The sequence below is a fragment of the Anabaena sp. WA102 genome (genome assembly GCF_001277295.1).
In the GTDB taxonomy this organism is placed as follows: Bacteria; Cyanobacteriota; Cyanobacteriia; order Cyanobacteriales; family Nostocaceae; genus Dolichospermum; species Dolichospermum heterosporum.
Window position 1 is genome coordinate 3,600,001 of record NZ_CP011456.1, and the last position, 24,563, is coordinate 3,624,563.

Annotated in this window: 24 protein-coding genes, 2 tRNA genes, 2 rRNA genes and 1 pseudogene (1 of these 29 running past the window's edge); 17 read left to right on the forward strand and 12 right to left on the reverse strand. The window is 40.2% G+C overall.

Annotation, left to right across the window (positions count from 1 at the left end; all coding sequences use genetic code 11):
- The 4 genes from AA650_RS15620 to AA650_RS15635 all read right to left on the reverse strand — a co-directional run.
- A 23S ribosomal RNA gene (locus AA650_RS15620) occupies positions 1-2,099 on the reverse strand (it extends 727 nt beyond the left edge of the window).
- A 156-nt stretch (positions 2,100-2,255) separates the two neighbouring features.
- Positions 2,256-2,328, reverse strand: a tRNA-Ala gene (locus AA650_RS15625).
- Positions 2,329-2,409: 81 nt separating this feature from the next.
- Positions 2,410-2,483: transfer RNA gene (locus AA650_RS15630), tRNA-Ile, on the reverse strand.
- Positions 2,484-2,607: 124 nt separating this feature from the next.
- Positions 2,608-4,094 (reverse strand): 16S ribosomal RNA (locus tag AA650_RS15635).
- Together the 16S and 23S rRNA genes with 2 tRNA genes alongside form the textbook arrangement of a ribosomal RNA operon.
- A gap of 417 nt (positions 4,095-4,511) precedes the next feature.
- Here AA650_RS15635 and nadC point away from each other — a divergent pair.
- Positions 4,512-5,378, forward strand: a complete 867-nt coding sequence (gene nadC, locus AA650_RS15640; RefSeq protein WP_053539701.1) for a carboxylating nicotinate-nucleotide diphosphorylase — start codon at positions 4,512-4,514, stop codon at positions 5,376-5,378.
- Between the two features lie 127 nt (positions 5,379-5,505).
- Here the strand turns inward: nadC and AA650_RS15645 are convergent, their stop codons facing one another.
- Both AA650_RS15645 and AA650_RS15650 read right to left on the reverse strand, forming a co-directional pair.
- Entirely contained in the window at positions 5,506-6,690 is a 1,185-nt protein-coding gene (locus AA650_RS15645; RefSeq protein ID WP_053539702.1) for an LL-diaminopimelate aminotransferase, read from the reverse strand.
- 75 nt (positions 6,691-6,765) lie between these two features.
- On the reverse strand, positions 6,766-7,101 hold the full coding sequence (locus AA650_RS15650) for a thioredoxin family protein (protein WP_053539703.1): 336 nt from the start codon (positions 7,099-7,101) through the stop codon (positions 6,766-6,768).
- 698 nt (positions 7,102-7,799) lie between these two features.
- Between AA650_RS15650 and AA650_RS29135 the strand changes: the two genes are divergently transcribed.
- Genes AA650_RS29135 through AA650_RS15660 form a run of 3 tightly spaced genes read left to right on the forward strand, consistent with a single transcriptional unit; the run spans position 7,800 to position 8,530 of the window.
- The gene (locus tag AA650_RS29135; RefSeq protein ID WP_257720873.1) at positions 7,800-7,928 is read left to right on the forward strand and encodes a hypothetical protein; all 129 of its coding nucleotides are present in this window, start codon (positions 7,800-7,802) and stop codon (positions 7,926-7,928) included.
- Between the two features lie 18 nt (positions 7,929-7,946).
- Entirely contained in the window at positions 7,947-8,291 is a 345-nt protein-coding gene (locus AA650_RS15655; RefSeq protein ID WP_053539704.1) for a calcium-binding protein, read from the forward strand.
- A gap of 44 nt (positions 8,292-8,335) precedes the next feature.
- Positions 8,336-8,530: a hypothetical protein gene (locus AA650_RS15660; RefSeq protein WP_053539705.1), complete on the forward strand. Its 195-nt coding sequence runs from the start codon at positions 8,336-8,338 to the stop codon at positions 8,528-8,530.
- 348 nt (positions 8,531-8,878) lie between these two features.
- Here the strand turns inward: AA650_RS15660 and AA650_RS15665 are convergent, their stop codons facing one another.
- The 3 genes from AA650_RS15665 to AA650_RS15675 all read right to left on the reverse strand — a co-directional run bounded on the left by AA650_RS15665 (position 8,879) and on the right by AA650_RS15675 (position 11,902).
- Positions 8,879-9,670, reverse strand: coding sequence for a PspA/IM30 family protein (locus AA650_RS15665; RefSeq protein WP_053539706.1), 792 nt, complete (start codon positions 9,668-9,670; stop codon positions 8,879-8,881).
- A gap of 165 nt (positions 9,671-9,835) precedes the next feature.
- Entirely contained in the window at positions 9,836-10,546 is a 711-nt protein-coding gene (locus AA650_RS15670) for a PspA/IM30 family protein (RefSeq protein ID WP_053539707.1), read from the reverse strand.
- A gap of 165 nt (positions 10,547-10,711) precedes the next feature.
- Positions 10,712-11,902, reverse strand: coding sequence for a hypothetical protein (locus tag AA650_RS15675; protein WP_053539708.1), 1,191 nt, complete (start codon positions 11,900-11,902; stop codon positions 10,712-10,714).
- A gap of 108 nt (positions 11,903-12,010) precedes the next feature.
- On the opposite strand from AA650_RS15675, the gene AA650_RS15680 reads away from it, so the two are divergent.
- Both AA650_RS15680 and AA650_RS15685 read left to right on the forward strand, forming a co-directional pair.
- Complete coding sequence (locus AA650_RS15680) at positions 12,011-12,556, forward strand: DUF721 domain-containing protein (RefSeq protein WP_053539709.1); 546 nt, start codon at positions 12,011-12,013, stop codon at positions 12,554-12,556.
- A gap of 332 nt (positions 12,557-12,888) precedes the next feature.
- A complete protein-coding gene (locus AA650_RS15685; protein ID WP_053539710.1) occupies positions 12,889-13,203 on the forward strand; it encodes a hypothetical protein in 315 nt (104 codons plus the stop codon).
- A gap of 226 nt (positions 13,204-13,429) precedes the next feature.
- On the opposite strand, the gene menB is transcribed toward AA650_RS15685, so the two are convergent.
- Positions 13,430-14,266 carry a 1,4-dihydroxy-2-naphthoyl-CoA synthase gene (gene menB / locus AA650_RS15690; RefSeq protein WP_053541303.1) on the reverse strand — a complete coding sequence of 279 codons (837 nt, stop codon included), beginning with the start codon at positions 14,264-14,266 and terminating at the stop codon, positions 13,430-13,432.
- A 258-nt stretch (positions 14,267-14,524) separates the two neighbouring features.
- On the opposite strand from menB, the gene AA650_RS15695 reads away from it, so the two are divergent.
- The 3 genes from AA650_RS15695 to AA650_RS15705 all read left to right on the forward strand — a co-directional run bounded on the left by AA650_RS15695 (position 14,525) and on the right by AA650_RS15705 (position 18,087).
- A complete protein-coding gene (locus AA650_RS15695; protein ID WP_053539711.1) occupies positions 14,525-16,906 on the forward strand; it encodes a phosphoketolase family protein in 2,382 nt (793 codons plus the stop codon).
- 352 nt (positions 16,907-17,258) lie between these two features.
- Complete coding sequence (locus AA650_RS15700; protein ID WP_039199444.1) at positions 17,259-17,675, forward strand: hypothetical protein; 417 nt, start codon at positions 17,259-17,261, stop codon at positions 17,673-17,675.
- 13 nt (positions 17,676-17,688) lie between these two features.
- On the forward strand, positions 17,689-18,087 hold the full coding sequence (locus AA650_RS15705; protein ID WP_053539712.1) for a hypothetical protein: 399 nt from the start codon (positions 17,689-17,691) through the stop codon (positions 18,085-18,087).
- Positions 18,088-18,191: 104 nt separating this feature from the next.
- On the opposite strand, the gene AA650_RS29330 is transcribed toward AA650_RS15705, so the two are convergent.
- Both AA650_RS29330 and AA650_RS29335 read right to left on the reverse strand, forming a co-directional pair.
- Positions 18,192-18,572, reverse strand: coding sequence for a type II toxin-antitoxin system HicB family antitoxin (locus AA650_RS29330; RefSeq protein ID WP_053541304.1), 381 nt, complete (start codon positions 18,570-18,572; stop codon positions 18,192-18,194).
- Positions 18,573-18,650: 78 nt separating this feature from the next.
- Positions 18,651-18,806, reverse strand: a pseudogene (locus AA650_RS29335) (type II toxin-antitoxin system HicA family toxin); the annotation flags it as partial.
- Between the two features lie 261 nt (positions 18,807-19,067).
- Between AA650_RS29335 and AA650_RS15715 the strand changes: the two are divergent.
- The 8 genes from AA650_RS15715 (at position 19,068) to gap (ending at position 24,467) form a co-directional block, all read left to right on the forward strand.
- The gene (locus tag AA650_RS15715) at positions 19,068-20,501 is read left to right on the forward strand and encodes a tetratricopeptide repeat protein (protein ID WP_053539713.1); all 1,434 of its coding nucleotides are present in this window, start codon (positions 19,068-19,070) and stop codon (positions 20,499-20,501) included.
- A gap of 112 nt (positions 20,502-20,613) precedes the next feature.
- Positions 20,614-20,877 carry a BrnT family toxin gene (locus AA650_RS15720; RefSeq protein WP_053539714.1) on the forward strand — a complete coding sequence of 88 codons (264 nt, stop codon included), beginning with the start codon at positions 20,614-20,616 and terminating at the stop codon, positions 20,875-20,877.
- Positions 20,867-21,100, forward strand: coding sequence for a type II toxin-antitoxin system BrnA family antitoxin (gene brnA / locus AA650_RS15725; RefSeq protein ID WP_027400594.1), 234 nt, complete (start codon positions 20,867-20,869; stop codon positions 21,098-21,100). The genes AA650_RS15720 and brnA overlap by 11 nt, the downstream gene beginning before the upstream one ends.
- Before the next feature lie 53 nt (positions 21,101-21,153).
- A complete protein-coding gene (locus AA650_RS15730; RefSeq protein WP_053539715.1) occupies positions 21,154-21,672 on the forward strand; it encodes a DUF29 family protein in 519 nt (172 codons plus the stop codon).
- A 5-nt stretch (positions 21,673-21,677) separates the two neighbouring features.
- On the forward strand, positions 21,678-22,196 hold the full coding sequence (locus AA650_RS15735) for a DUF29 family protein (RefSeq protein WP_053539716.1): 519 nt from the start codon (positions 21,678-21,680) through the stop codon (positions 22,194-22,196).
- A 5-nt stretch (positions 22,197-22,201) separates the two neighbouring features.
- Entirely contained in the window at positions 22,202-22,720 is a 519-nt protein-coding gene (locus AA650_RS15740) for a DUF29 family protein (protein WP_039199433.1), read from the forward strand.
- A 5-nt stretch (positions 22,721-22,725) separates the two neighbouring features.
- A complete protein-coding gene (locus AA650_RS15745) occupies positions 22,726-23,244 on the forward strand; it encodes a DUF29 family protein (RefSeq protein ID WP_053539717.1) in 519 nt (172 codons plus the stop codon).
- A gap of 197 nt (positions 23,245-23,441) precedes the next feature.
- Complete coding sequence (gap, locus tag AA650_RS15750; RefSeq protein WP_053539718.1) at positions 23,442-24,467, forward strand: type I glyceraldehyde-3-phosphate dehydrogenase; 1,026 nt, start codon at positions 23,442-23,444, stop codon at positions 24,465-24,467.
- The last annotated feature ends 96 nt before the right edge of the window (positions 24,468-24,563 follow it).

The following is a 24,563-nucleotide window of genomic DNA, read 5'->3' on the forward strand; positions in this document are numbered from 1 at the left end:
TATCTCACCGTTAGCTCCTTATTCCCCAAAAGGAATAACTCACCGCTTCCCACCTATCCTGCGCAAGCGAAGCCCGAACACAATTCCAGGCTACAGTAAAGCTTCATAGGGTCTTTCTGTCCAGGTGCAGGCAGTCCGTATCTTCACAGACATTCCTATTTCGCCGAGTCTCTCTCTGAGACACCATCCAAATCGTTACGCCTTTCGTGCGGGTCGGAACTTACCCGACAAGGAATTTCGCTACCTTAGGACCGTTATAGTTACGGCCGCCGTTCACCGGGGCTTCGGTCGCCAGCTTCACTTTCGCTGACCAGCTTCCTTAACCTTCCGGCACTGGGCAGGCGTCAGCCCCCATACGTCCTCTTTCGAGTTGGCGGAGACCTGTGTTTTTGGTAAACAGTCGCTTGGATCTCTTCACTGCGACCCACTTCTTAGGTGGGCACCCCTTCTTCCGAAGTTACGGGGCCATTTTGCCGAGTTCCTTAGAGAGAGTTATCTCGCGCCCCTTGGTATTCTCAACCTCCCTACCTGTGTCGGTTTCGGGTACGGGTGTTCTATCTTCATCACATAGACAGCTTTTCTTGGCACTATCCTTCACCACTCGGAGTTCGTAAACTCCTCCCAAACCAATCAGGGTATGGCTATCTTTCATGCGTCCCTATCTATGCTCCCACAGAACAGTAAGTGACTATTGACACTTTGTCCATCGACTACGCCGTTCGGCCTCGCCTTAGGTCCCGACTAACCCAGAGTGGACGAACCTGGCTCTGGAACCCTTAGGGTTTCGGGGTGTATGATTCTCACATACATTTGCGCTACTCAAGCCGACATTCTCACTTCCGTTTCGTCCACAGCTGCTCGCCGCTACTGCTTCTACCTACGACGGAACGCTCCCCTACCGATTATGATTAGTAATCCCACAGCTTCGGTACATCACTTAGCCCCGTTCATTTTCGGCGCAAGATCGCTTGACTAGTGAGCTATTACGCACTCTTTCAAGGGTGGCTGCTTCTAGGCAAACCTCCTAGTTGTCTAGGCAATCTCACCTCCTTTATCACTTAGTGATGATTTGGGGACCTTAGCTGGTGGTCTGGGCTGTTTCCCTCTTGACAATGAAGCTTATCCCCCACTGTCTCACTGGCTGTGTGTTCTCTGGGTATTCTGAGTTTGTCTCGATTTGGTACCGGTCTCCCAGCCCGCACCGAAACAGTGCTTTACCCCCCAGATTTAATCACAACCGCTGCGCCTCAACACATTTCGGGGAGAACCAGCTAGCTCCTGGTTCGATTGGTATTTCACCCCTAACCACACCTCATCCGCCGATTTTTCAACATCGGTCGGTTCGGACCTCCACTTGGTGTTACCCAAGCTTCATCCTGGACATGGTTAGATCACCAGGGTTCGGGTCTATAAACACTGATCTTCGCCCTCTTCAGACTCGGTTTCCCTTTGGCTCCAGCATTCTCGCTTTAACCTACCAGTGCCTATAAGTCGCCGGCTCATTCTTCAACAGGCACGCGGTCATCCGTTAAATCGGACTCCCACTGCTTGTAAGCTTATGGTTTCATGTTCTATTTCACTCCCCTTCCGGGGTTCTTTTCACCTTTCCCTCGCGGTACTTGTTCACTATCGGTCACACAGTAGTATTTAGCCTTACGAGGTGGTCCTCGCTGATTCACATGGAATTCCTCGTGCTCCATGCTACTCGGGATTCAGCTACTATCCTTTGGTTTTCAACTACGGGACTTTCACCCCCTCTGGTACAGTATTTAGCTGTTTCGTCTAACCTAAGTGATTCGATATCGCTGTCCCACGACCCCAGAAGATAAATCCTCTGGTTTAGGCTCTTCCCCTTTCGCTCACCACTACTTAGGGAATCTCTAGTTTGATTTCTCTTCCTCCAGCTACTAAGATGTTTCAGTTCGCTGGGTTGGCTCTTTCCTGTCTATATATTCAACAGGTAGTACATAGGGTTGCCCCATTCGGACATTTCCGGCTCTTAGTTTGCTTCCAACTCCCCGGAACATTTCGTCGGTAACCACGTCCTTCTTCGCCTCTGTGTGCCTAGGTATCCACCATTAGCCCTTATTAGCTTGACCACATTTTCTGCTTGTTTGCTTTCACATCCATCTCAATGTCTGTGTCTGCCTGCTTTTTCTCTTTCTCTTATGCAGTTTTCAAGGTTCTGGCTGGAATTTAACCCAGCAGTCAAAAACTATTATCAATAGTTTCAGTTGCTGTTCTTTTTCCAAATGTGGAGGTTAGCGGACTCGAACCGCTGACATCCTGCTTGCAAAGCAGGCGCTCTACCAACTGAGCTAAACCCCCAAAAAGAACTCAAAATTTCTAGTCATGCTTCAAAAATATTTAATTTTGACTTTTGACTTTTGATTTTTGACTTCCTTCAGGTGGGCCATCCTGGACTCGAACCAGGGACCTCACCCTTATCAGGGGTGCGCTCTAACCACCTGAGCTAATAGCCCTTATCGAACCAAACCATAGTTTGAAAGCTTTACTTCAAGTCTGCGACCGACCTAGGTTAGACCAATTTAGTTTCTATTCACAATTTGCATTGCTTTCAAGTTCTAAATGGATTAGGTCTCCCTAAAAGGAGGTGATCCAGCCACACCTTCCGGTACGGCTACCTTGTTACGACTTCACCCCAGTCATCAGTCCTACCTTAGGCATCCCCCTCCTTGCGGTTGGGGTAACGACTTCGGGCGTGACCAACTTCCATGGTGTGACGGGCGGTGTGTACAAGGCCCGGGAACGAATTCACTGCAGTATGCTGACCTGCAATTACTAGCGATTCCTCCTTCACGAAGGCGAGTTGCAGCCTTCGATCTGAACTGAGCTACGGTTTATGAGATTCGCATCACATCGCTGTGTAGCTGCCCTTTGTCCGTAGCATTGTAGTACGTGTGTAGCCCAAGACGTAAGGGGCATGCTGACTTGACGTCATCCCCACCTTCCTCCGGTTTGTCACCGGCAGTCTCTCTAGAGTGCCCAACTTAATGCTGGCAACTAAAAACGAGGGTTGCGCTCGTTGCGGGACTTAACCCAACATCTCACGACACGAGCTGACGACAGCCATGCACCACCTGTGTTCACGCTCCCGAAGGCACTTCCATCTTTCAACAGAATTCGTGACATGTCAAGCCTTGGTAAGGTTCTTCGCGTTGCATCGAATTAAACCACATACTCCACCGCTTGTGCGGGCCCCCGTCAATTCCTTTGAGTTTCACAGTTGCCTGCGTACTCCCCAGGCGGGATACTTAACGCGTTAGCTACGGCACAGCTCGGGTCGATACGAGCTACGCCTAGTATCCATCGTTTACGGCTAGGACTACTGGGGTATCTAATCCCATTCGCTCCCCTAGCTTTCGTCCCTCAGTGTCAGTCTTGGCCTAGCAGAGCGCCTTCGCCACCGGTGTTCTTCCTGATATCTACGCATTTCACCGCTACACCAGGAATTCCCTCTGCCCCGACCACACTCTAGCTTTGTAGTTTCCACTGCTTTTATTTGGTTGAGCCAAACTCTTTAACAGCAGACTTACAATGCCACCTGCGGACCCTTTACGCCCAATCATTCCGGATAACGCTTGCATCCTCCGTATTACCGCGGCTGCTGGCACGGAGTTAGCCGATGCTTATTCCTCAGGTACCGTCATTCTGTTCTTCCCTGAGAAAAGAGGTTTACAACCCAAGAGCCTTCCTCCCTCACGCGGTATTGCTCCGTCAGGCTTTCGCCCATTGCGGAAAATTCCCCACTGCTGCCTCCCGTAGGAGTCTGGGCCGTGTCTCAGTCCCAGTGTGGCTGATCATCCTCTCAGACCAGCTACTGATCGTCGCCTTGGTAGGCTCTTACCCCACCAACTAGCTAATCAGACGCAAGCTCTTCTTCAGGCAGCAAGCCTTTCACCTCTCGGCACATTGGGTATTAGCCACCGTTTCCAGTGGTTGTCCCCAACCTGAAGGTAGATTCTTACGCGTTACTCACCCGTCCGCCACTATCTCCGAAAAGACCGTTCGACTTGCATGTGTTAAGCATACCGCCAGCGTTCATCCTGAGCCAGGATCAAACTCTCCATTTTGGTTCGTCTGTTATAAAGCTCTTTCTTAACCGTTTTTACAACCACGGTCAGGTTATTTTCTTTCTCTGACGCAGGGTACTTGTTGTATTCTGGCTTTCAAACTATAATATTTTCAAGGTTCGGTGTGCTGTTCAGTGTTGCCTCTTTTTGGCTGCTCTGTTCGGCACTTATTTAATATATCCAATCTACTTTGGTTTGTCAACTACTTTAGCAAACTTTTTTCGGCTTGTTTTTTGTTTTATCTAAAATCCTTGTGAGACAAGGGTTATGAGCGTTAAAATTCCTGAGATTTCTGCCCTTTTGGTGGTGTTTTTGATTTGGCTGGGTTTGTGGAGTTCCACTTCTGGGTTTTTTTGAGTCATTAGAGAAAGAAAGACAATAATTGATAGTGTTGAGTGGATATAGATAGATATTCTTATGAAGAGTTCAGTGGCTGTACTACCACCGTTTTTGGTGCTGGATCAATTGTTGCAAAGTTGGTTGTTGGAAGATATTGGTAGGGGAGATCGTACTACTCAATCTCTATTGTCCCAACATCCCACTAGAGGAGAAGCTAAATGGATAGCGAAAGCACCAGGGATAATTGCTGGTTTACCGATTGCGGCTAGGGTGTTTCAACTTTTGAATAATCAAGTTGATTTTGTCAATGTTACCGATGAGGGTACACCTTGTGAACCAGGACAGGTGATAGCGGAAATTAATGGTTCACTGGATACGCTGTTAATGGGGGAAAGGGTAGCGCTTAATTTGGTGATGCGGTTAAGTGGAATTGCCAGTTTGACTAATATATATGTAGAAAAAATAGCTGATTTACCTGCTCAGTTGGTGGATACGCGCAAAACTACTCCAGGGTTGAGAATTTTGGAAAAGTACGCTACTGCTTTGGGTGGTGCGATGAATCACCGGATGGGTTTAGATGATGCGGTGATGATTAAGGATAATCATATTGTTGCGGCTGGGGGAATTGGGGAAGCTATTACCCGCATTCGTTCTCACGTTCCTTATCCTCTGACTATTGAGGTGGAAACGGAAAATTTAGCACAGGTGCGGGAAGCTTTACAGTACAGAGCAGATATTATTATGTTAGATAATATGCCTTTGTCTATGATGAGTGAGGCTGTATTATTGATTCGTAATGAAGATGATCGGGTAAAAATTGAGGCTTCGGGAAATGTAACTCTAGAGACTGTTCGCGCTGTGGCAGAAACTGGGGTTGATTATATTTCTACTAGTGCGCCCATTACTCAGTCTAAATGGTTGGATTTGAGTATGAGAATGGTTTAATAATGTCTGAATCAGGATATCCGGGATTAAACGATTAACAGGATGAGAAATTTACCAATTACCAATTACCAATTACCAATTACCAATTACCAATTACCAGGCTCAATTAGATGACTAGCAACTTGAGTTAATAGAGGAACTGGGAAATTCTCTCTACAGCAGTTTTTAAGGTTTCTGGTTTTTGTACTAATGCAAAGCGAACGTATCCTTCACCGAATTGACCGAAGCCGACTCCTGGGGAAGCGGCTACACCTGTTTTTTTAACTAGTTCGGTGCAGAATTCTATGGAATTACGACTCCATTGTGTGGGTAATTTTGCCCAAATGTACATTGTGGCTTCTGGTGTGGGAACGTTCCAACCGATACGGTGCAAGGCTTTAATGAAGGTGTCCCGGCGTTGACGAAAAATATCAACGGCAGATTTTACACCATCTTGGGGTCCGGTGAGGGCGGCGATCGCTCCGTTCAAAATTCCTATATATTGGTTAAAATCAACGGTGGCTTTGATTTGCTTGAGGGCTTGAATTAGTTGGGGATTCCCAATTGCGTAACCAATGCGGAAGCCACCCATATTATAGGACTTAGACAGGGTAAAGAATTCTATAGAGACGCTTTTTTCGGGGTCAGCTTGCAATATTGAGGGAACAAGGGATTTTAGATTTTGGGTTTCTTCTGCGAAAACTAAATCTACGTAGGGGAAATCGTGAACGAGAACTATATTATGTTGTTGACAAAAGGCTACGGCTTCTTGAAAGAAGGATAATGGGGCGATCGCACTGGTAGGATTATGAGGATAGCTTAATACCATTAACCGCGACTGGGCTAAAATGGTGACGGGAATATCACTAAAAACTGGTAAAAAATTATTTTCTGCTTTTATTGGCATTGGGTAAATTTGACCACTAGCCAAGTATACTCCCCCGGCATGGGAAGGATAACCAGGATCTAATAATAGAGCAAAATCGCCGGGATTAAGCACGGCTAAAGGTAAATGGGCTGTTCCTTCTTGAGAACCAATTAGGGGTAAAACTTCTGTTTCTGGGTCAACTGGGATACCGAATTTTTGCTCGTACCACTGGGCTGCGGCTTGACGGAAATTTTGAGTGCCACGAAATAATAAATAACCATGAGTGGTAGGATCATGGAGAGATTGAGCGATCGCTTCTATGACGTGATTCTCGGTAGGTAAATCTGAAGAACCTAAAGATAAATCAATTAATTCTCTTCCAGCAGCCAAAGCAATGGACTTGGCTGTGTCCATATCGGCAAATACGTTAGATTTTAAGGGTTGTAACCGGGTAGCAAACTGCATTTTAATTATTATTTATTGGTCATTAGTCATGAGGTAGTGATCAAAAACTATGGAGTTTTGATCACTAATCGGTAACTAATTATTATTTAAATGATCTTCCAAAAAACTGAGTAATTTATCTTTACCAATTACTCCCTCAATAGATACTAATAGTTGTTCTCCTCTTACCAATCTCAGCGCGGGGAGACCTTCTACTTGATATTGTTTGACTGTGAGTGGATTGGGGTCAGTTTCCATCTTAACAATTTTTAGGCGATCGCTATATTTGTTAGCAGCCAAATTAATAACTGGTGACATCAGTTGACAAGGACCACACCAGGAAGCCCAAAAATAAACCAATACAGGCTGCTCGGCTTTTAATACTTCCGTTTCAAACTCAGCATCAGTGATAGTGATTACACCCTTGTTCATTATAATCTCCATTAGGCGGTATTGATCAAAGTTGACACACAGAATAGAGAATACTTTATCCCAATCTGTTCCCACTTCACTATTTATAGCAGGCAGAGGGAAATGTTTATTTCGTTTTACTCAAAAATCAGAAAGTACAAACTATATAGATTTGAAAAATGATTGTGAGACAACAGAGGATTTCTCACCTATGCCTAATTGCTTATAATTGTCAAGTATCCAATACTTGAAAAAATCTGTTATTTTATCAGGCAAACATTATTACAGCATATTGCAGGTAAATAAAAGACAAAATTTAGTGATAAAGCTATGTGGCTGTAGAGGTTGAGTCATGCTGTAATGTCAGTATTTATAAAAATATTTTCCCTACTTATTGCAAACAGTTGACAATAATAGCTATAAAGACTTATGCTATATTTTATCATTACCCACACTAATTAAATATCTTAATCAAAATTACTAGTCATGAAAATTCTTGACTAGCAAGCTTTTCATGAAAAATACATAAGTATTTTAGTGGCAGAGAAACAAATAAATTTTGGAGAAGATTATTTAGTTAATGCTAAAAGGTGTCAAAGTAAGCATCGGAAAAGATGACAATTGTTTTGAGAAGTTTTCTAATACTTGGACTGAAAGCTTATTAAGAATTATTGTAAATAGATGTGTAACTGTAATTTACCTGAATAGAGGATTACCTAATGATGGAAGAAAAATATACCGATTTAGTCAGCACAGAGTTTCCTAGACAGCTAGATATTGCCAAAATCAGCGTTTATGGCTTAAGTATTCTTTCAGCAGCATTGTTTCCATATTTACCTTTGCATTAAAGATTGAGGAATTTAAAAATGCTACAAACGCCAAGAGACGTTCTTGAAAAAAGAATGCACAAGTATGTTTTTGGAGTAAACCTGATCACCACTGGGTTGGGTAATGATGTCATCTACTGCGGTGCGAGTGGTGATTTTATTGATGGGGGTGCTGGGAATAATGTCATCTTTGCAGGGGAAGGCAACAACCGCATCCTGACGGGTAAAGGCAACGACACAATTTATGCCGGGGCAGGGAATGACACGATCTACTCTGGTAAAGGCGTTCAGTCAACGCAGCTTCGATTAACGACTTCGGACAAATTGCCGGACGCTTTGACACAGGCGCAACCTTCACCAATACAAACGCCACTACGGGTGTAGTCAACACTAACAACGTCCGTCAAGGCTTCATCTGGGAAAATGGCGTGCAAACTGCCATAACCAGCACTGGATTGAAAAATGGTCAGTCCGATTTTGGTGCAGCAAATGGCGCAACCGTCACCCTGCTCACGCCCAACGTTAATACCATCAGCGATCGCGGTGTAATCCTGGGAACGGCTGATGAAGTGCGACAACCGAATCCTCTAGCCACTAACTGGAACCTATACTTACGTGGATAACTCAACTGCCACTCCAACCACCAGAACAGGGACTCGATCCTACGTGCTGAATGTTGCTTAGTAGTATTTAGGAAGTCACCAGAATTAAAAGGGGTCTGACTCCCGATGGGAACAGTAAATAGGAAAAACTGTTCCCTAATTTATCAATAATTTAGCAATTACCTTATCATTAACTGTGGTAGCTTAGATGTTACCGTGAAAATTTGGCGATCGCATAGATTATAGATATTGAAATTAAGCCTTTTTCAGATATTTACAATTATCCTTTTGACAGCAGTTTTCATATATATGAAAAATCCCACACAAATCAGATGTGTGGGATTAACTGCATGGAATTATCTGCAAAAACTACAGATTATCCAATTGTTTACGGAGGGCTTCCAATTCAGCATCAACTGGTTGAGCAGGTCTAGCTGTACTGGTTGGTTGGACTGGAGTGGAGGGGCTAGGTTGTTCTGGGGTGAGTAGTTTTGGTTCTGGTGCAGGTGCTAGGGATGCTTTCATAGCAGCTAATTCATCATCAACATCACTACCAGACTCCAATTGTGCAAATTGGTGATCTAAATCTGCACTTGCTAACTCCGCTCCTGACTGAGCGCGGGCTTCTTGCATTAATACTTTTTCTTCCATGCGCTCAAAAGCAGACATGGCACTACTGGTATTCATACCACTAACCATGCCTTGAAGTTGCTCTTGGGCTTTTGCAGCCGTAATCCGGGCTTTGAGCATTTCTTTCTTGGTTTTGGCTTCAGAAATTTTGCTCTCTAACTGGATTAAATTTTTCTTGAGACCTTCTACCTGAACAGTTTGCTGATCTAGACTGGTTTTTAAAGCCGTAGCAGTATCAGTATAAGTTTTCTTGCGCTCTAATGCTTGACGGGCTAGGTTCTCATCACCTTTTTGTAGGGCAAGTTGGGCGTTGCGCTGCCATTTATTAATTTCGTTTTGTCCCTCATTATACTGTTTTTCTGTCCGCTTCTGGGCAGCTATTGCTTGTGCTACACCTTGGCGCAACTTCACCATATCCTCTTGCATTTCGAGGAGGGCTTGTTCCAGCATTTTTTCTGGATCTTCGGCTTTACTGACTAAATCGTTTAAGTTAGCACCAACTACTCGTTTAAGGCGATCAAATAATCCCATAAATTTATTTTTCCTTTAGAGGTTTACGCTCTTGGTTAGATAGTTAGCTTTTCTACTATATTAATAGCTACCTATGCCAATGTAGTCTTTCCAGTCTGGATTACTATTTTTTTCTATTCTGAATGATGAACCTATCAATTATCTATACTAACCAACCAGGGAAAGTTATGGTTCGGGTGTTTTGGGTAAATTATGATCTGGCTGGGGATTTTCTTCTTGATTTAGGATATAAGTTTTCATGGCTGCGAGTTCTGTATCAATATCATGGTGAGAATCTAAGGATGCAAATTTTTTTTCTAGATCATCACCACCCAGTGTACTAGCAACTTCTGATTGTGCTTCTATTTGTAAGACTTTTTCCTCCATTCGTTCTAATGCACCTAAGCTAGATATAGCAGAAGTTCCAGTTAACATTTCTTGCAGCCGATAGGAAGCTTCTGCGGAACGAGCGCGAGCGATATACATATCTTTCTTAGTTTTTACCTCAGCCAGTTTTAACTCTAAAGTCCGCATATCTTGCTTTAATTTGGCGACTACATCTTTTTGCTGCTGAATTTGGCTGGTTAAAGTTGTAGCGGTCTCTTGGTAAAATTTGCGTTTGGTGAGAGCTTCCCGTGCGAGGGAGTCATTACCTTGCTGGAGGGCTAATTGGGCGCGACGATACCATTCTGCGGCTTGGGATTCTCCTGCGGCTGCTTGGCGTTCTGTGCGCTTTTGGGTGGCGATCGCTTGAGCTACCCCTTGACGCAATTGTACCAAATTCTCCTGCATTTCCATGAAAGCTGTTTCCAGAATTTTTTCTGGATCTTCTGCATTGCTAACCAGACTATTGAAATTAGCGCGAATCACCCGCAGAATACGGTTAATAACTTCCATGTTGGCTCTACCTTGACCATTTACTGGACTTTGAGGATTGCTATATTGTTATCATAGTAAGAAATCAGTATGAATTAGCCTCACGCAAAGGCGCAAAGACGCAAAGATCAGAGTTTTTGGAGTTAAATTCAGTAAATTTTATTCAGTAAAACCAGCATTTTTTAACTATGGCTGTTGTAATCGTCCTTTAATGCCTTTTGCCTCTAATTGCTGCAATCTGCGCTTAATCTCATCCTTGGTTTTCAAAGCACCCAAATAAATAAATTTTTTATTTGGTGATAAATAAGCATCAGGAACGACTTGCTTGGCGGCTGTTAAAGCTTTGTCGCCTTGATTATCAGCAATAATATAATAGTAGCCATTAGCTGATGGTTTGACATCTTCTGATAGGGGTGAAAAAGTAGCTGTAGGCTTTGCTAAAGGTGTGGATTTAGAGAGGGTGTTAGATAAGGGGGAAAGTCTCGGTAATGGAGAGATAGGAGTTATGGGGGGTTTAATAGCTACAGGAGTGGAAATGATTTGAGGGGTCGGTTTAACTTTTGGTGTTAAATCTACGACATCTTTAGGATCTCTAACTTGTCGAAATTCTTGGGTGGCTAAATTAGGATATTTAGCTATGGGGGTGATTTTTGGTTCGCTAGTCAGTTGGGAATTATTTTCTATAATTTCTGTGTTTTGTGTATTTTCCCCAGTCTTTGATGAATTATTGTTTAGTACGCTACTGAAATTCAATTTAGGTAAATTTTTGGGATTGAAGACGACATAACCTAAAGTCAAACTTGCCAATAATAGCAACAGCATTGAACCAATACCTAAAGGTGATAAGACACTATCACGGGATTTAGGAGAATTAGGAGTTTGATTTTGTGGTGCAACGGCTGTCAAACTCCGCAATAATGCCTCACTAGATTCTAAATAATCATTTGGTTGTTGAGGAGGATCATTTGTGGTGAGGAGGGTTGGGTTGTCGGAGGAGGGAATTTTGGTGGGAACTATACTGCTAGTTGATTTTTCTAGGTTTGGAGGAGTGGGGGTTTCTTCTATGTCTGAGTTAGCAAACTCCTGGGGAAAATTAATGGTTTCAGTCTCATTCGTCAAGAATGAATTTTCTGAGGGAATGGCTACGGGAGGAACTGCTGGTAGTTGAATCTCCTTCGACAAGGTTGTTGTTTGATAATTAGTGTAACTTTCTACACTTCTTGCTGTTTGTGATTTGGTGTTTTTGCGTGTGCGTCTATATCTGGTTAATTCTTGATCCAATTGTATTTCTAAACTAGCCAGTGCCATAGTTAGGGTAGGGTTTAAGCCGGGTGTTTGCGGGGATTTGGTAGAATCTATCAAAGGATTTTGATTCATTGTTTAAGATGGAGTCAGGGTAGATGATGATTAAATGAATTTTCAATATACTGGTGAAAGTTGATTATCAGTATTCAGCTATTTTTATGGTAAAACTAATAACATAATATGTCTTTTAAGTCAATTGATCAGGTTTTAGGAAATATTCAACGTTCACCACAATGGCAAGAACAGGTATTGCTGCGGTTACTGAAGTGTTGGGGAGAAGTTGTGGGGACTACTGTTGCGGTGCAAACTCGTCCTTTGTCTATTCAGCGCGATGTTTTGTGGGTGGCAACTTCTAGTGCTGCTTGGGCGCAAAATTTGACATTTGGCAGGAAAACTATGTTGGTAAAGTTAAATAACAAGCTGTCTACGTCTTTGGTAGATATTCGCTTTTCTACAGCCGAGTGGAAAAATTCATCAATAGCGGGAACAGAAGCCACTGTTTCGGCATCTGAACATCCTAGTTATGTAGCTGATGATTTAACTGGTGATAGGTTGGTTAAACCCAATATTGACAATGCTTTGGGTGCTTTTGAGAATTGGGCGAAGATGATGCAAGAGCGATCGCATCATCTCCCCTTATGTCCCCAATGTCAATGTCCCACTCCACGGGGCGAACTTGAACGCTGGGAAGTTTGTTCTCTCTGCTGCTCCAAGCGGTTAGGATAAATATTGAACTATTGTAAATAATTCAGTAAATTAAATGCTAATAACTGATTTTAACTCTATCTAAAGTAACGTTTTTACAAAACGAGGAAATCCAAAATCAATGTTTTAATCTTGATCCCCAATAAGTTTTAGGTAAAAATAAATATGTACGCACTCTAATAATTATTTACATATATAACAAGAATCTAAAGATATCCTAAAGTTTATTTATGGTTAATAATCGCTAGAACCTATATCCAATAATGATTTTTACCCTTCATGTCTATTTTGGATAACCAGCAAGATATATAAGTGTGATAACTAGTCCTGAATGGTACTGAAGATGAAGGCACATGAAACTAATTAAGCGTTTAACATCTACCTGTCGTTATTGTCGTTATTACCAGCCACAAGGTCGTCGTGGTGGTATGTGTGAAAAATTGAGCGCACCAGTCCAAGGAGTCTGGAAAGCCTGTCCTTTGGTCATGGCCGCTTTTGCACCAGCTTGGGAAACTTTAGAAGATGCTTGGAGTTTACCAGTAGCCAAACCTGTTTTTGTTGCTGCTCAAACTCTCCCGACGGATTTGGATCATGTTACAGTAGCCTCTGTTGAAGATATTCCTACTGCCGCTACACAAGAAGTGAAAAATCACAGCGTACTCATTTAACTATCCATGATTACGGTCATCAATTTTCTGTCCACCTTAATAAAATTTGACTGGCAATTTGTTAGTGTTTTCAATTTTGACATCTTCAGAAATCGCACCTTCCACAACAGGTGCGATTTTGGTATATAGCGGAGGTAGGGGCGCAGGGCCTGCGCCCAGTCAGGAGTCAGGAGAACAAAGAAAGAGTAAAACACTCTTATGAGTAAAGTTTCATTATTAAATCAATTTAAGGCAACCAAGGAAAATCTCGGAAGTTAGGGGGACGTTTTTCCAAAAAGGCTTGTTTTCCTTCTGCTCCTTCTTCTGTCATGTAATAAAGTAGAGTAGCGTTACCAGACAATTCTTGTAAACCAGCTTGTCCGTCACAGTCAGCGTTAAATGCTGATTTCAGACAACGAATAGCTATGGGACTTTTTTCTAATACTTCTTGCGCCCATTGTACGCCTTCTGTTTCTAGTTGTTCTATAGGGACGACAATATTAACCAAGCCCATTTCTAGGGCTGCTTGGGCGTTATATTGACGACAGAGAAACCATATTTCCCTGGCTTTTTTTTGTCCTACTATTCTGGCTAAATAACTAGCACCAAAACCACCATCGAAACTCCCTACTTTGGGTCCCGTTTGCCCAAAAATGGCATTATCAGCCGCAATAGTTAAATCACAAATTAAATGCAGAACATGACCCCCGCCAATAGCATAACCCGCGACTAGGGCAATAACGACTTTGGGCATGGAACGAATGAGACGTTGCAAGTCTAAGACGTTTAACCGGGGGATTCCAGTTTCGTCTACATAACCTGCTTGTCCACGCACACTTTGATCACCACCTGAACAAAAGGCATATTTTCCATCTGTATGAGGTCCTGCACCTGTAAATAGGACTACGCCAATGGTGGTATCTTCTTTAGCATCCCAAAAGGCTTCGTATAGTTCAAATACGGTTTTTGGACGGAATGCGTTACGTTTGTGGGGACGGTTAATAGTGATTTTGGCGATACCGTCGGTTTTTTGGTAGATGATGTCTTCGTAGGTTTTGACGGTCTTCCAGTCGGTTTCTATCATGGATAATCTGTGATTTGTGCTTGAGAATTTTATTTTATTAGCGATATTTTCGTTTTTTCCGATACTTAGAATTGCATTTTCAGCCATTTGACTGATTTAATTTCTTCTTCAAATTAGATTACCTTAATTTTTTCAAAAGTATAGGTTTTAATGTAGATGGAATGTCAGTATTAGGAATATAGACTGGGCGCAGGCCCTGCGCCCCTACGAATTGGGTTTAAAATTTGTTGGTGCAAATACTTTACACGGGAGTTGAAAATGACTATTGCCAGTATCCCACAGATAAAGCCTTTAACAGACACAGAATTACAACAAATCAATGCTTATTGGCGTGCTGCTAACTATCTGTCTGTTGGACAAATTTACCTTCTTGATAATCCCTTACTCAGAGAACCCCTTAAACAAGAACACGTTAAACCTCGACTCTTAGGACATTGGGGAACTACTCCTGGGCTAAATTTGATTTATGCCCACTTCAACCGAGTTATTAAAAAATACGACCTCAACGCAATTTATATAGCTGGGCCCGGACATGGTGGACCTGGACTTGTTGCCAATACCTACTTAGAAGGAACATATAGCGAATATTACCCTAACATCTCCCAAGATGAGGAGGGAATGCAAAAACTATTTAAGCAGTTCTCTTTTCCTGGTGGTATTCCCAGCCACGTCGCCCCAGAAACCCCTGGTTCTATCCATGAAGGGGGAGAATTAGGTTATGCTTTAGTTCACGCTTATGGGGCGGTATTTGATAACCCTGATTTGATAGTTGCGGCGGTTGTCGGTGACGGAGAAGCGGAAACTGGACCTTTGGCAACTAGCTGGCATTCTAACAAATTTATTAACCCGGTTACTGATGGTGCGGTTTTACCAATTCTGCATTTAAATGGTTACAAAATTGCCAACCCAACCGTATTAGCACGGATACCTCATGAGGAGTTAGAAAGCCTATTTATCGGTTATGGCTATAAACCTTACTTTGTGGAAGGCTCAGATCCTGCGGACGTTCACCAAAAAATGGCAGCAGTATTAGATACCATTATTCCCGAAATTCAAAGTATTCAAAGAGAAGCGCGGATACATGGTTGCCAAGAAAGACCGCAATGGCCGATGATTGTTTTACGCACTCCTAAAGGTTGGACGGGTCCCAAGGAAGTGGACGGGAAGAAAACAGAAGGTTATTGGCGATCGCACCAAGTCCCCTTTAGTGATATAGCTGGTAAACCGGAACATCTGCAACTGCTGGAAGATTGGCTAAAAAGTTACAATCCTGAAGAACTGTTTAATGAAAAGGGTCAACTCATTCCTGAACTTGCAGAATTAGCACCCAAAGGTCAGCGTCGCATGGGAGACAACCCCCACGCTAACGGCGGAATTTTGCTGCGTGACTTGAAAATGCCTGATTTCTCCAACTACGCTGTAGAAGTACCCCAACCAGGGACAGTTAACGCCGAAGCTACCAAAGTTACTGGTAAGTTTCTCCGTGACATTATGAAACTGAACGACGAAAGCCGCAACTTCCGCGTTTTTGGTCCTGACGAAACCGCCTCAAATCGGCTAGACCCTTTATTTGAAGTGACAAATCGCGCTTGGGATGCGGAAACTCTCCCCGAAGATGACCATTTATCTCCCGACGGTCGAGTAATGGAAATCCTCAGCGAAACCAATTGTCAAGGATGGTTAGAAGGCTATTTATTAACAGGTCGTCATGGTTTCTTCTCCTGTTATGAAGCTTTTATTCACATCATTGATTCGATGTTCAACCAACACGCCAAATGGTTGAAAACGACTCGTCATATTACTTGGAGAAGACCAATTGCATCTTTAAATTATCTTCTCACTTCCCACGTTTGGCGACAAGATCATAACGGGTTCTCTCACCAAGATCCTGGGTTTATTGACCACGTAATTAACAAAAAAGCCGAAATCATTCGTGTTTATCTGCCACCTGATGCTAACACTTTGCTATCAGTAACCGACCATTGTTTAAGAAGTCGTAATTATGTCAATGTGATTGTTGCCGGTAAACAACCTGCATTACAATATTTAGACATGGATGCAGCCCTAAAACATTGTACTAAAGGTTTAGGAATTTGGGAATGGGCTAGTAATGATCAAGACGGTGAAACTGATGTAGTCATGGCTTGTGCTGGAGATGTTCCGACTTTGGAAACTTTAGCGGCTGTGGATATTTTAAGACAACATTTCCCAGATTTAAAAGTGCGGGTTGTCAATGTTGTGGATTTGATGACGCTACAACCACAAAGTGAACATCCTCACGGTTTAAGTAGTAAGGATTTCGATACGATTTTCACAACTGATAAACCTGTGATTTTTGCTTTTCATGGTTATCCTTGGTTAATTCATCGTCTCACCTATCGGCATACAAATCACCAAAATATTCATGTGCGTGGTTATAAAGAGGAAGGAACAACAACCACACCTTTTGATATGGTGGTGATGAATGATTTAGATAGATTCCATTTAGTTATGGATGTGATTGACCGTGTACCAAAATTAGGTTCTCAAGCAGCTTATGTGAAGCAAAAATTGCAAGATAAGTTGATTGAACATAAGCAATATATTCAGAAACACGGTGAAGATATGCCAGAAATCCGCGATTGGACTTGGCCATATTAATAATTGAGTTAAGCTGATTTTATCGGTAGAGGTTTAGCAGTCCTTAATGGTGTCAACTTAAGCCCTGGCGAATGGAATTCACGGCTACACAAACAAAGTCCGCCTGCGCGGACTAAGGAAAAATCAAGAATTTGAAACCCACGCAGGTGGGTTTTGCCTGTGTAGACGCGGTTTCTAACCGCCCGTTTAACGTTAAGTTAACACATATCAGCACTGCTAAACCCCTACACATTTGGGGACTGAGTTTTACGCTTACCGAGTTATTTTATCAATTTAACAGAACTACAACGATAAATTGAAATGTAGTGTGATAAGATATAATTATGTTGAGAAAATCAATACAGTATTTACTATGGTGGCTAATTTTGAGATAACTAAACTAAAAGTTAATCCTAATTTTCAAATCACATTTAAACGTCTTTTGGAATTAACAGAACTTGAACCGGATTTAGATGATGATGATGAGTTATTGAATCCATCAGATTATGCTGTATCGGTATCCATTGAATTATTAACTCAATTGTATCAAGCATTAGGACAGTTGTTTCCCCTTGGGTTTTCAAATTTGGAGAGTCGAGGCGGAATTAATTTAATTTGGACTAATCAAAAATTTGATAAGGAAGTTAGGATAAAAGTTCCTGTATTGCCAACTTTGGCAGGATCATTGTATTATCGAAAAGATAATGAAAGTGAGTTAATTAATAATCCTTCTTTAGACCAAGTTTATCAGTCTCTTTTGTGGCTATCCACTGACAAAGTAATATATTAGTTTATAAGTTTCCGTGAATCAGTTATCTAATGACACAGTTTTGTATCGGGCTATTACGAAAAAAGGGTGGCTGAATCCCGATACTAAAGTTATTGATCTAGAAGCATTTAAATTACAGTTTAAACGCAAAATAGGCGACTATGAAAATTCCTTATCAGCAGCCCTAAATCCAGAAGATTCTTATAATCGGTTATCTCAATGTTTTGGGGTGATTTGTTTCACTGTAGGAGATATCAGAAAGTTGGGTTTAGATGCGATTCTAGATAAACCAGATCATGTGAGTATTCATCATCTTCCTCATCCTGAAACGAACGAGAAAGAAGCCATAGATATTGCCGGAAAGTTAGCACGTAAGGCTTGGTTATTGTATGATTGGTTGGATAAGCCTTATAAAAAGCAGCAGCAAAAATAGCATTAATCAGCGTTTAGGTATGATTTTTTTGGGGGAAGGTCATGTTAGAATTTAATAACCAGGGTTATAAAAATATCTTTCTATGATCGGCTAAACTCCCATTATTAGGTTGCTGAACTCACTAAATATACAATATATTGATTTAAACTCACTCCTTCCCTTTCCGCAGTTTCAGATAACCGCCGATGTAATGATTTAGGCATTCTTAACATTAACTTACCACTATAACTATCATCTGTACTGGGTAAAGGAATATTATCACCTGCTTCATAAGCTGTTTCAATCCACAATTCTCGCGCTTCATTGATATTTGTCATTGTCTCTTCTAGGGTTTCTCCTTGAGTGAGACATCCAGGTAAATCTTTGATTTGTGCTACATATCCACCTTCTGCGTCTGGGTAAAAAGTGATGGGATATTGAAGCTTTAAATAGTATTCTAGGGGTGATTGTTCAATCTGCTTGTTCGTCTGATTCAGTGTTTTCATTTCTTCTAAATTTAATAACTCAACTATTTGCTGAACATAGACTCCTTTAACTTTCTGTCCCCCTGTTTTCGGTACGGTAACTTTTCTACCTTGGGAATCTCTAAAACTATGATGACTACCTTTAGAACGTTTTTCTTCAAAGCCAAAAGCTTCTAAAAGATAGCACACATCCTCAAATCTTACTTCTGGAGGTAGTTTCAGGAATTTAACTACTAATTTTCTTAATTTGCTCATGGAGCGATGATACCATATATAGTATCATAATTTTTTAGCATCGGCACAATTAGCCGAAGAGCGATCGCTTGTTTTTAGTTTTAAAATCAGATATAGTTATTTTTACTGTAAAATCCAGCACTAATACTACAAAACAACTCAATATTGTTTACTAAATAAAGTACAAAAGATGTCCAACAAAAAATAAACACTATTGACAACCCAATAATTCTCAATACAGGAACAATCATCAACAATAACATTATTGAATCTATTGAATCTATGATTGGTAATATTCTCCGTCAACGTTACAGGATTGTTAAAGAACTAGAACTCAAGAAAGGTGGGTTTGGGGAAACTTACCTTGCAGAAGATTTAGATATTCCCGTGACTCCTAAACCGTTTTGTGTAGTGAAACGTTTAAAACCTACGGAGATTGACAGGGATAGTATCCGTTTATTTGAACAAGAAGCAAGAATTTTATATGAATTAGGACAAAATCACGATCAAATTCCTAAATTGTATGCCCACTTTCAGGAAGGTGAAGACTTTTACATAATTCAAGAATTTATTGAAGGTAAAGATTTAACTAATGAAATCAGCCCTGGCAAAAAGTTGAGTGAAATTGATGTAATTCAACTGTTAAAAGATACTTTAGAAATATTAGTTTATGTTCATGATAACAAAGTTATTCATCGAGATATTAAACCAGACAATATTATGCGCCGTAAAGATGGGAAATTAGTATTGATTGATTTTGGTGCAATCAAACAAATTAATACTACTACTGCTGCTATAAAATCAGGCTCTACTACCCGAACTATTGGTATTGGTACACGGGGATATACGCCTTTAGAACAGGCTATGGGTAAACCTAAATTTAGTAGTGATATTTATGCTTTAGGGATGACTGCAATTCAGGCATTAATTGATTTGTCTCCTCGCTTATTACCAGAAGATGATGATGGTGAAATTCTTTGGATTGATCAAGTTGAAATAAGTGATAACTTAAAGCAGTTTATAAATAAAATGGTGCGTTATGATTGGCGACAACGTTATAGAAATGCAAAGGAAGCTTTAGAGGAATTAAATCAGATTTTTGAAGTTGTTAAACAACAGAATATACAGCCACTAAAACTAGCCGAAATAAGTGAACTTTGCTTTAGACAGGGAAATAAATTATTGAAGTTACAAAAATACAAAGAAGCGATCTCATCTTATGATAAAGCTATTGCTACTAAACCTGACTTTCATGAAGTTTGGAATAACCGGGGTAATGCTCTAGAGAAGTTACAAAAATATGAAGAAGCGATCTCATCTTACGATAAAGCTCTTGCTATCAAACCTGACTTTTATGATGCTTGGAATAACCGAGGTGTTGCCCTAGCAAGGTTAGAAAAATACATGGAAGAGATTGCATCTTACGATAAAGCTCTTGCTATCAAACCTGACTTTTATGAGGCTTGGAATAACCGAGGTGCTGCGCTAGAGAAGTTACAAAAATATGAAGAAGCGATCGCATCTTACGATAAAGCCCTTGCTATTAAACCTGACCTTTATGAGGCTTGGAATAACCGAGGTGCTGCCCTATGGTATCTACAAAGGTATGAAGAAGCACTAAAATGTTATGGACAAGCAATTAGTATTAACCCAGATTTTGAAATAGCAATCATTAATTTTAATGATTTATTAAAGAAATTGGGGCGTTCAAATTAGTCAGTTACGGTTGTAAAGGACTAGTAAAAGTGAAAATTAATGACAAAGAACACTTAATTGAGAAAATAGGGAATATTGTTTATTTACATAAAAATATAAAGATGCAAAAATAATGATGGAATTTGAATTTGATGCAAACAAAAGTGCAACAAATAAAACTAAACATAACATTGATTTTATTGAAGCACAAAAACTTTGGAGAGATACGCATCTAGTAGAAGTACCGGCAAACACAACCGATGAACCCAGATTTTTAGTTATTGGCAAGATAGCTGATAAACATTGGTCAGCAGTCATTACCTATCGTAGTGATAAAATAAGGATTATTTCTGTTCGTCGTTCTCGTACTGAAGAGGTCAATATTTATGAAAGCTGAAGAATTTGATACTAAGTTTGACAATGGTGAAGATATTACTGAGTTTTTAGACTTATCTCAAGTACATCATCCAGGGTATACACAAAAAAGAGTTAATATTGATTTTCCTGTCTGGATGATAGAAGCTTTAGAACAGGAAGCAAAACGTTTAGGTGTGACTTCTGATTCTATTATTAAATTGTGGCTTGCTGAACGTCTGGATAAAAAAGTGATTACCAATTAGTTATACTAGAAGTAGAAGTTTATTTAGTAAATTTTCAAATTGAGGTAATCAATATGACACAGGAATTAATAGACCTCAGAAATAGTATTGTAGAACAACGTTATACCGATGCTTTAGCTATTGTTGATGAATTAGAGGGGATGAGTAAACAAGCTATTTTACGAAATATTCAAGCATTTTTGAGAATTTTGTTAATTCATTTAATCAAAAACCAAATAGAAAACCGATTAACTAATTCTTGGGTTGCTTCTATTCGCAATTCATTGGTAGAAATTAAAAAAATAAATCTCAAAGAAAATAAAAAATCCTATTATATCAATCAAGATGAATGGAATAGTTGGTTAGAAGATGAAATTGAATTAGCAATAGCTGACGCTAGTTTAGAAGTAATGAATGGAAAATTTAAGCGTCAGCAACTTTCCCAAATGTTAAACAAACCACAATTAATATTAACTGCAACTGAGTTAATTAACTTTACCTATGATTATCAAATTAGAGAATTACCAGATATTATTGATGGTTATTTAGGTAATTTACCCGGTGGTGAAGATTGGAAATTGGGAAAAAGGTAATCAATATGACACAGGAATTAATAGACCTCAAAAATAGTATTTTAGAACAACGTTACACCGACGCTTTGGCTATTGTTGATGAATTAGAGGGGATGAGTAAACAAGCAATTTTACGGAATATTGAATCATTTTTATTGAGATTGATGATTCATTTGATTAAAAATCAAGTGGAACAGCGGTTAACTAATTCTTGGGCTACATCAATTGAAAGTTCAATTCTAGAAATTAAGAAATTGAATTTGAAAGAAAATAAAAAATCTTACTATCTTAATATTGATGAATGGGTGGAAATATTAGAGGATTCTATAGAGTTGGCAATTCGTCCTGCAAGTTTAGAAATAATGAATGGAAAATTGCAAAGACAACAAATTTCCCAAATGTTAAACAAACCACAATTAATATTAACTGCAACTGAATTAATTAACTTTACCTATAATTATAAAATTAGAGAATTACCAGATATCATTGATGATTACTTAGGTAATTTAACTGGTGGTGAAGATTGGAAGTTAGGGAAAAGGTAATCAATATGACACAGGAATTAATAGACCTCAGAAATAGTATTTTAGAACAACGTTATACCGACGCTTTGGCTATTGTTGATGAATTAGAGGGGATGAGTAAACAGGCGATTTTACGGAATATTCAAGCATTTTTGAGAATTTTGTTAATTCATTTAGTTAAAAACCAAATAGAAACCCGATTAACTAACTCTTGGGTTGCTTCTATTCGTAATTCATTGATAGAAATTAAAAAAATAAATCTCAAAGAAAATAAAAAATCCTATTATATCAATCAAAGTGAATGGGGTAGTTGGTTAGAAGATGAAATTGAACTAGCAATAGCTGATGCTAGTTTAGAAGTATTGAACGGGATTTATAATGAATTTCAATTAGCGGAAATTGTCAATAGAAATGAGGTAATCTCTATCGCTAGAAAATTTTTGGAATTGACTCATTTATATTCTGTAAAGGAGTTACCAAAAACTATTGCTGAAATGCTAATTCAGTTACCCGGTGGTGAAGATTGGAAATTAGGGAAAAGGTAATTAATATGACTCAAGAATTAATAGACCTCAGAAATAGTATTTTAGAACAACGTTACAGCGACGCTTTGGCTATTATTGATGAATTAGAGGGGATGAGTAAAAAAGCCATATTACGACAAATTAAATCTTTTTTGAAAGTGTTGTTAATTCATCTGATTAAAAATCAAATCGAGAAAAGATTAACAAATTCTTGGGTTGCTTCTATTCGCAATTCATTGATAGAAATTCAAGATATTAATCTCAAAGAAAATAAAAAATCCTATTATATCAACCAAGATGAATGGAATAGTTGGTTAGAAGATGAAATTGAATTAGCCATAGCTGATGCTAGTTTAGAAGTATTGAACGGGACTTATAATGAATTTCAATTAGCAGAAATGGTCAATAGAAACGAGGTAATTTCTATCGCTAGGAAATTTTTGGAATTGACTCATTTACATTCTGTGAAAGAGTTACCAAAAACTATTGCTGAACTGTTAATACAGTTACCCGGTGGTGAAGATTGGAAATTAGGTAAAAGGTGAGATATTGATACAAATACATAAATATTTAAACTGAGTAGCCAATGATCACAAGTAATCAATGAACAATGACTAAACCTTAAAATATGCCAGTTAAATTAACTTTATGCCTTTTGTGACTGTAAGAATCAGCTAAGTCAGACTAGAATTAACCGGGCCAGTTAACCTTTGCTGAAATTCCCAACACAGGAGGTTTAATTTTGACGAAGTTGAAAATTGGTATTAATGGATTCGGTCGAATTGGTAGACTTGTGTTACGTGCCGGTCTTACTAATCCCAATATTGAATTTGTGGGAATTAATGATTTAGTTCCCCCCGATAACCTGGCTTATCTTCTCAAGTACGACTCCACACACGGGAGATTGAAAAGCAAAGTTGAAGCTAGAGAAGACGGTATAGTTATTGATGGTCATTTTATTCCTTGTGTATCTATGCGAAATCCCGCAGAACTACCTTGGGGTAAATTGGGAGTAGATTATGTTGTTGAATCTACAGGACTGTTCACAGATTACGCTGGGGCGGAAAATCACCTCAAAGCAGGTGCAAAGCGGGTTGTAATTTCTGCACCGACAAAAGAACCGGAAAAGGTAAAAACAATGGTCATGGGTGTAAATCATCACCTATTTGACCCCGCTAAAGATTTGATTGTTTCCAATGCAAGTTGTACTACAAATTGTTTAGCCCCCATTGCTAAAGTCATTAATGATAACTTCGGTTTAGCCGAAGGGTTAATGACCACAGTTCACGCCACAACAGCCACTCAGCCCACGGTAGATGGTCCCAGTCGCAAAGATTGGCGCGGTGGACGAGGTGCGGGTCAAAATATAATTCCCTCCGCTACAGGGGCGGCTAAAGCGGTGGCTTTGGTATTACCAGAATTGAAAGGTAAGTTAACTGGTATGGCTTTGAGAGTTCCCACTCCTGATGTCTCGGTGGTTGACTTGACTTTCAAAACCACCAAAGCCACTTCTTACAAAGAAATCTGTGCAGCCATGAAAAAAGCTGCGGAAGGTAATTTATCAGGTGTGTTAGGTTACACCGATGAAGAAGTAGTATCTACAGATTTTCAAGGTGATTCCCACTCCAGCATCTTCGACGCGGGTGCAGGAATTGAACTGAATGCTAATTTCTTCAAAATTGTCTCCTGGTATGACAACGAATGGGGTTACTCTAACCGCGTCGTTGATTTGATGTTGTCAATGGCCAAAAAAGAAGGATTGATTTAGGTGACAGGTGACAGGTGACAGGTGACAGGTGACAGGTGACAGGTGACAGTGAGAACCGCAAGAGGTAAGAGCAAGATTAATATTCTTCTCCCCCTG

Bases quoted from the DNA above. Each gene is read 5' to 3' on its own strand.
- nadC (WP_053539701.1), top strand. From the start codon at position 4,512: ATGAAGAGTTCAGTGGCTGTACTACCACCGTTTTTGGTGCTGGATCAA.
- AA650_RS15645 (WP_053539702.1), bottom strand. From the start codon at position 6,690: ATGCAGTTTGCTACCCGGTTACAACCCTTAAAATCTAACGTATTTGCC.
- AA650_RS15650 (WP_053539703.1), bottom strand. From the start codon at position 7,101: ATGAACAAGGGTGTAATCACTATCACTGATGCTGAGTTTGAAACGGAA.
- AA650_RS29135 (WP_257720873.1), top strand. From the start codon at position 7,800: ATGATGGAAGAAAAATATACCGATTTAGTCAGCACAGAGTTTCCTAGA.
- AA650_RS15655 (WP_053539704.1), top strand. From the start codon at position 7,947: ATGCTACAAACGCCAAGAGACGTTCTTGAAAAAAGAATGCACAAGTAT.
- AA650_RS15665 (WP_053539706.1), bottom strand. From the start codon at position 9,670: ATGGGATTATTTGATCGCCTTAAACGAGTAGTTGGTGCTAACTTAAAC.
- AA650_RS15670 (WP_053539707.1), bottom strand. From the start codon at position 10,546: ATGGAAGTTATTAACCGTATTCTGCGGGTGATTCGCGCTAATTTCAAT.
- AA650_RS15675 (WP_053539708.1), bottom strand. From the start codon at position 11,902: ATGAATCAAAATCCTTTGATAGATTCTACCAAATCCCCGCAAACACCC.
- AA650_RS15680 (WP_053539709.1), top strand. From the start codon at position 12,011: ATGTCTTTTAAGTCAATTGATCAGGTTTTAGGAAATATTCAACGTTCA.
- AA650_RS15685 (WP_053539710.1), top strand. From the start codon at position 12,889: ATGAAACTAATTAAGCGTTTAACATCTACCTGTCGTTATTGTCGTTAT.
- menB (WP_053541303.1), bottom strand. From the start codon at position 14,266: ATGATAGAAACCGACTGGAAGACCGTCAAAACCTACGAAGACATCATC.
- AA650_RS15695 (WP_053539711.1), top strand. From the start codon at position 14,525: ATGACTATTGCCAGTATCCCACAGATAAAGCCTTTAACAGACACAGAA.
- AA650_RS15700 (WP_039199444.1), top strand. From the start codon at position 17,259: ATGGTGGCTAATTTTGAGATAACTAAACTAAAAGTTAATCCTAATTTT.
- AA650_RS29330 (WP_053541304.1), bottom strand. From the start codon at position 18,572: ATGAAAACACTGAATCAGACGAACAAGCAGATTGAACAATCACCCCTA.
- AA650_RS15715 (WP_053539713.1), top strand. From the start codon at position 19,068: ATGATTGGTAATATTCTCCGTCAACGTTACAGGATTGTTAAAGAACTA.
- AA650_RS15720 (WP_053539714.1), top strand. From the start codon at position 20,614: ATGATGGAATTTGAATTTGATGCAAACAAAAGTGCAACAAATAAAACT.
- brnA (WP_027400594.1), top strand. From the start codon at position 20,867: ATGAAAGCTGAAGAATTTGATACTAAGTTTGACAATGGTGAAGATATT.
- AA650_RS15730 (WP_053539715.1), top strand. From the start codon at position 21,154: ATGACACAGGAATTAATAGACCTCAGAAATAGTATTGTAGAACAACGT.
- AA650_RS15735 (WP_053539716.1), top strand. From the start codon at position 21,678: ATGACACAGGAATTAATAGACCTCAAAAATAGTATTTTAGAACAACGT.
- AA650_RS15740 (WP_039199433.1), top strand. From the start codon at position 22,202: ATGACACAGGAATTAATAGACCTCAGAAATAGTATTTTAGAACAACGT.
- AA650_RS15745 (WP_053539717.1), top strand. From the start codon at position 22,726: ATGACTCAAGAATTAATAGACCTCAGAAATAGTATTTTAGAACAACGT.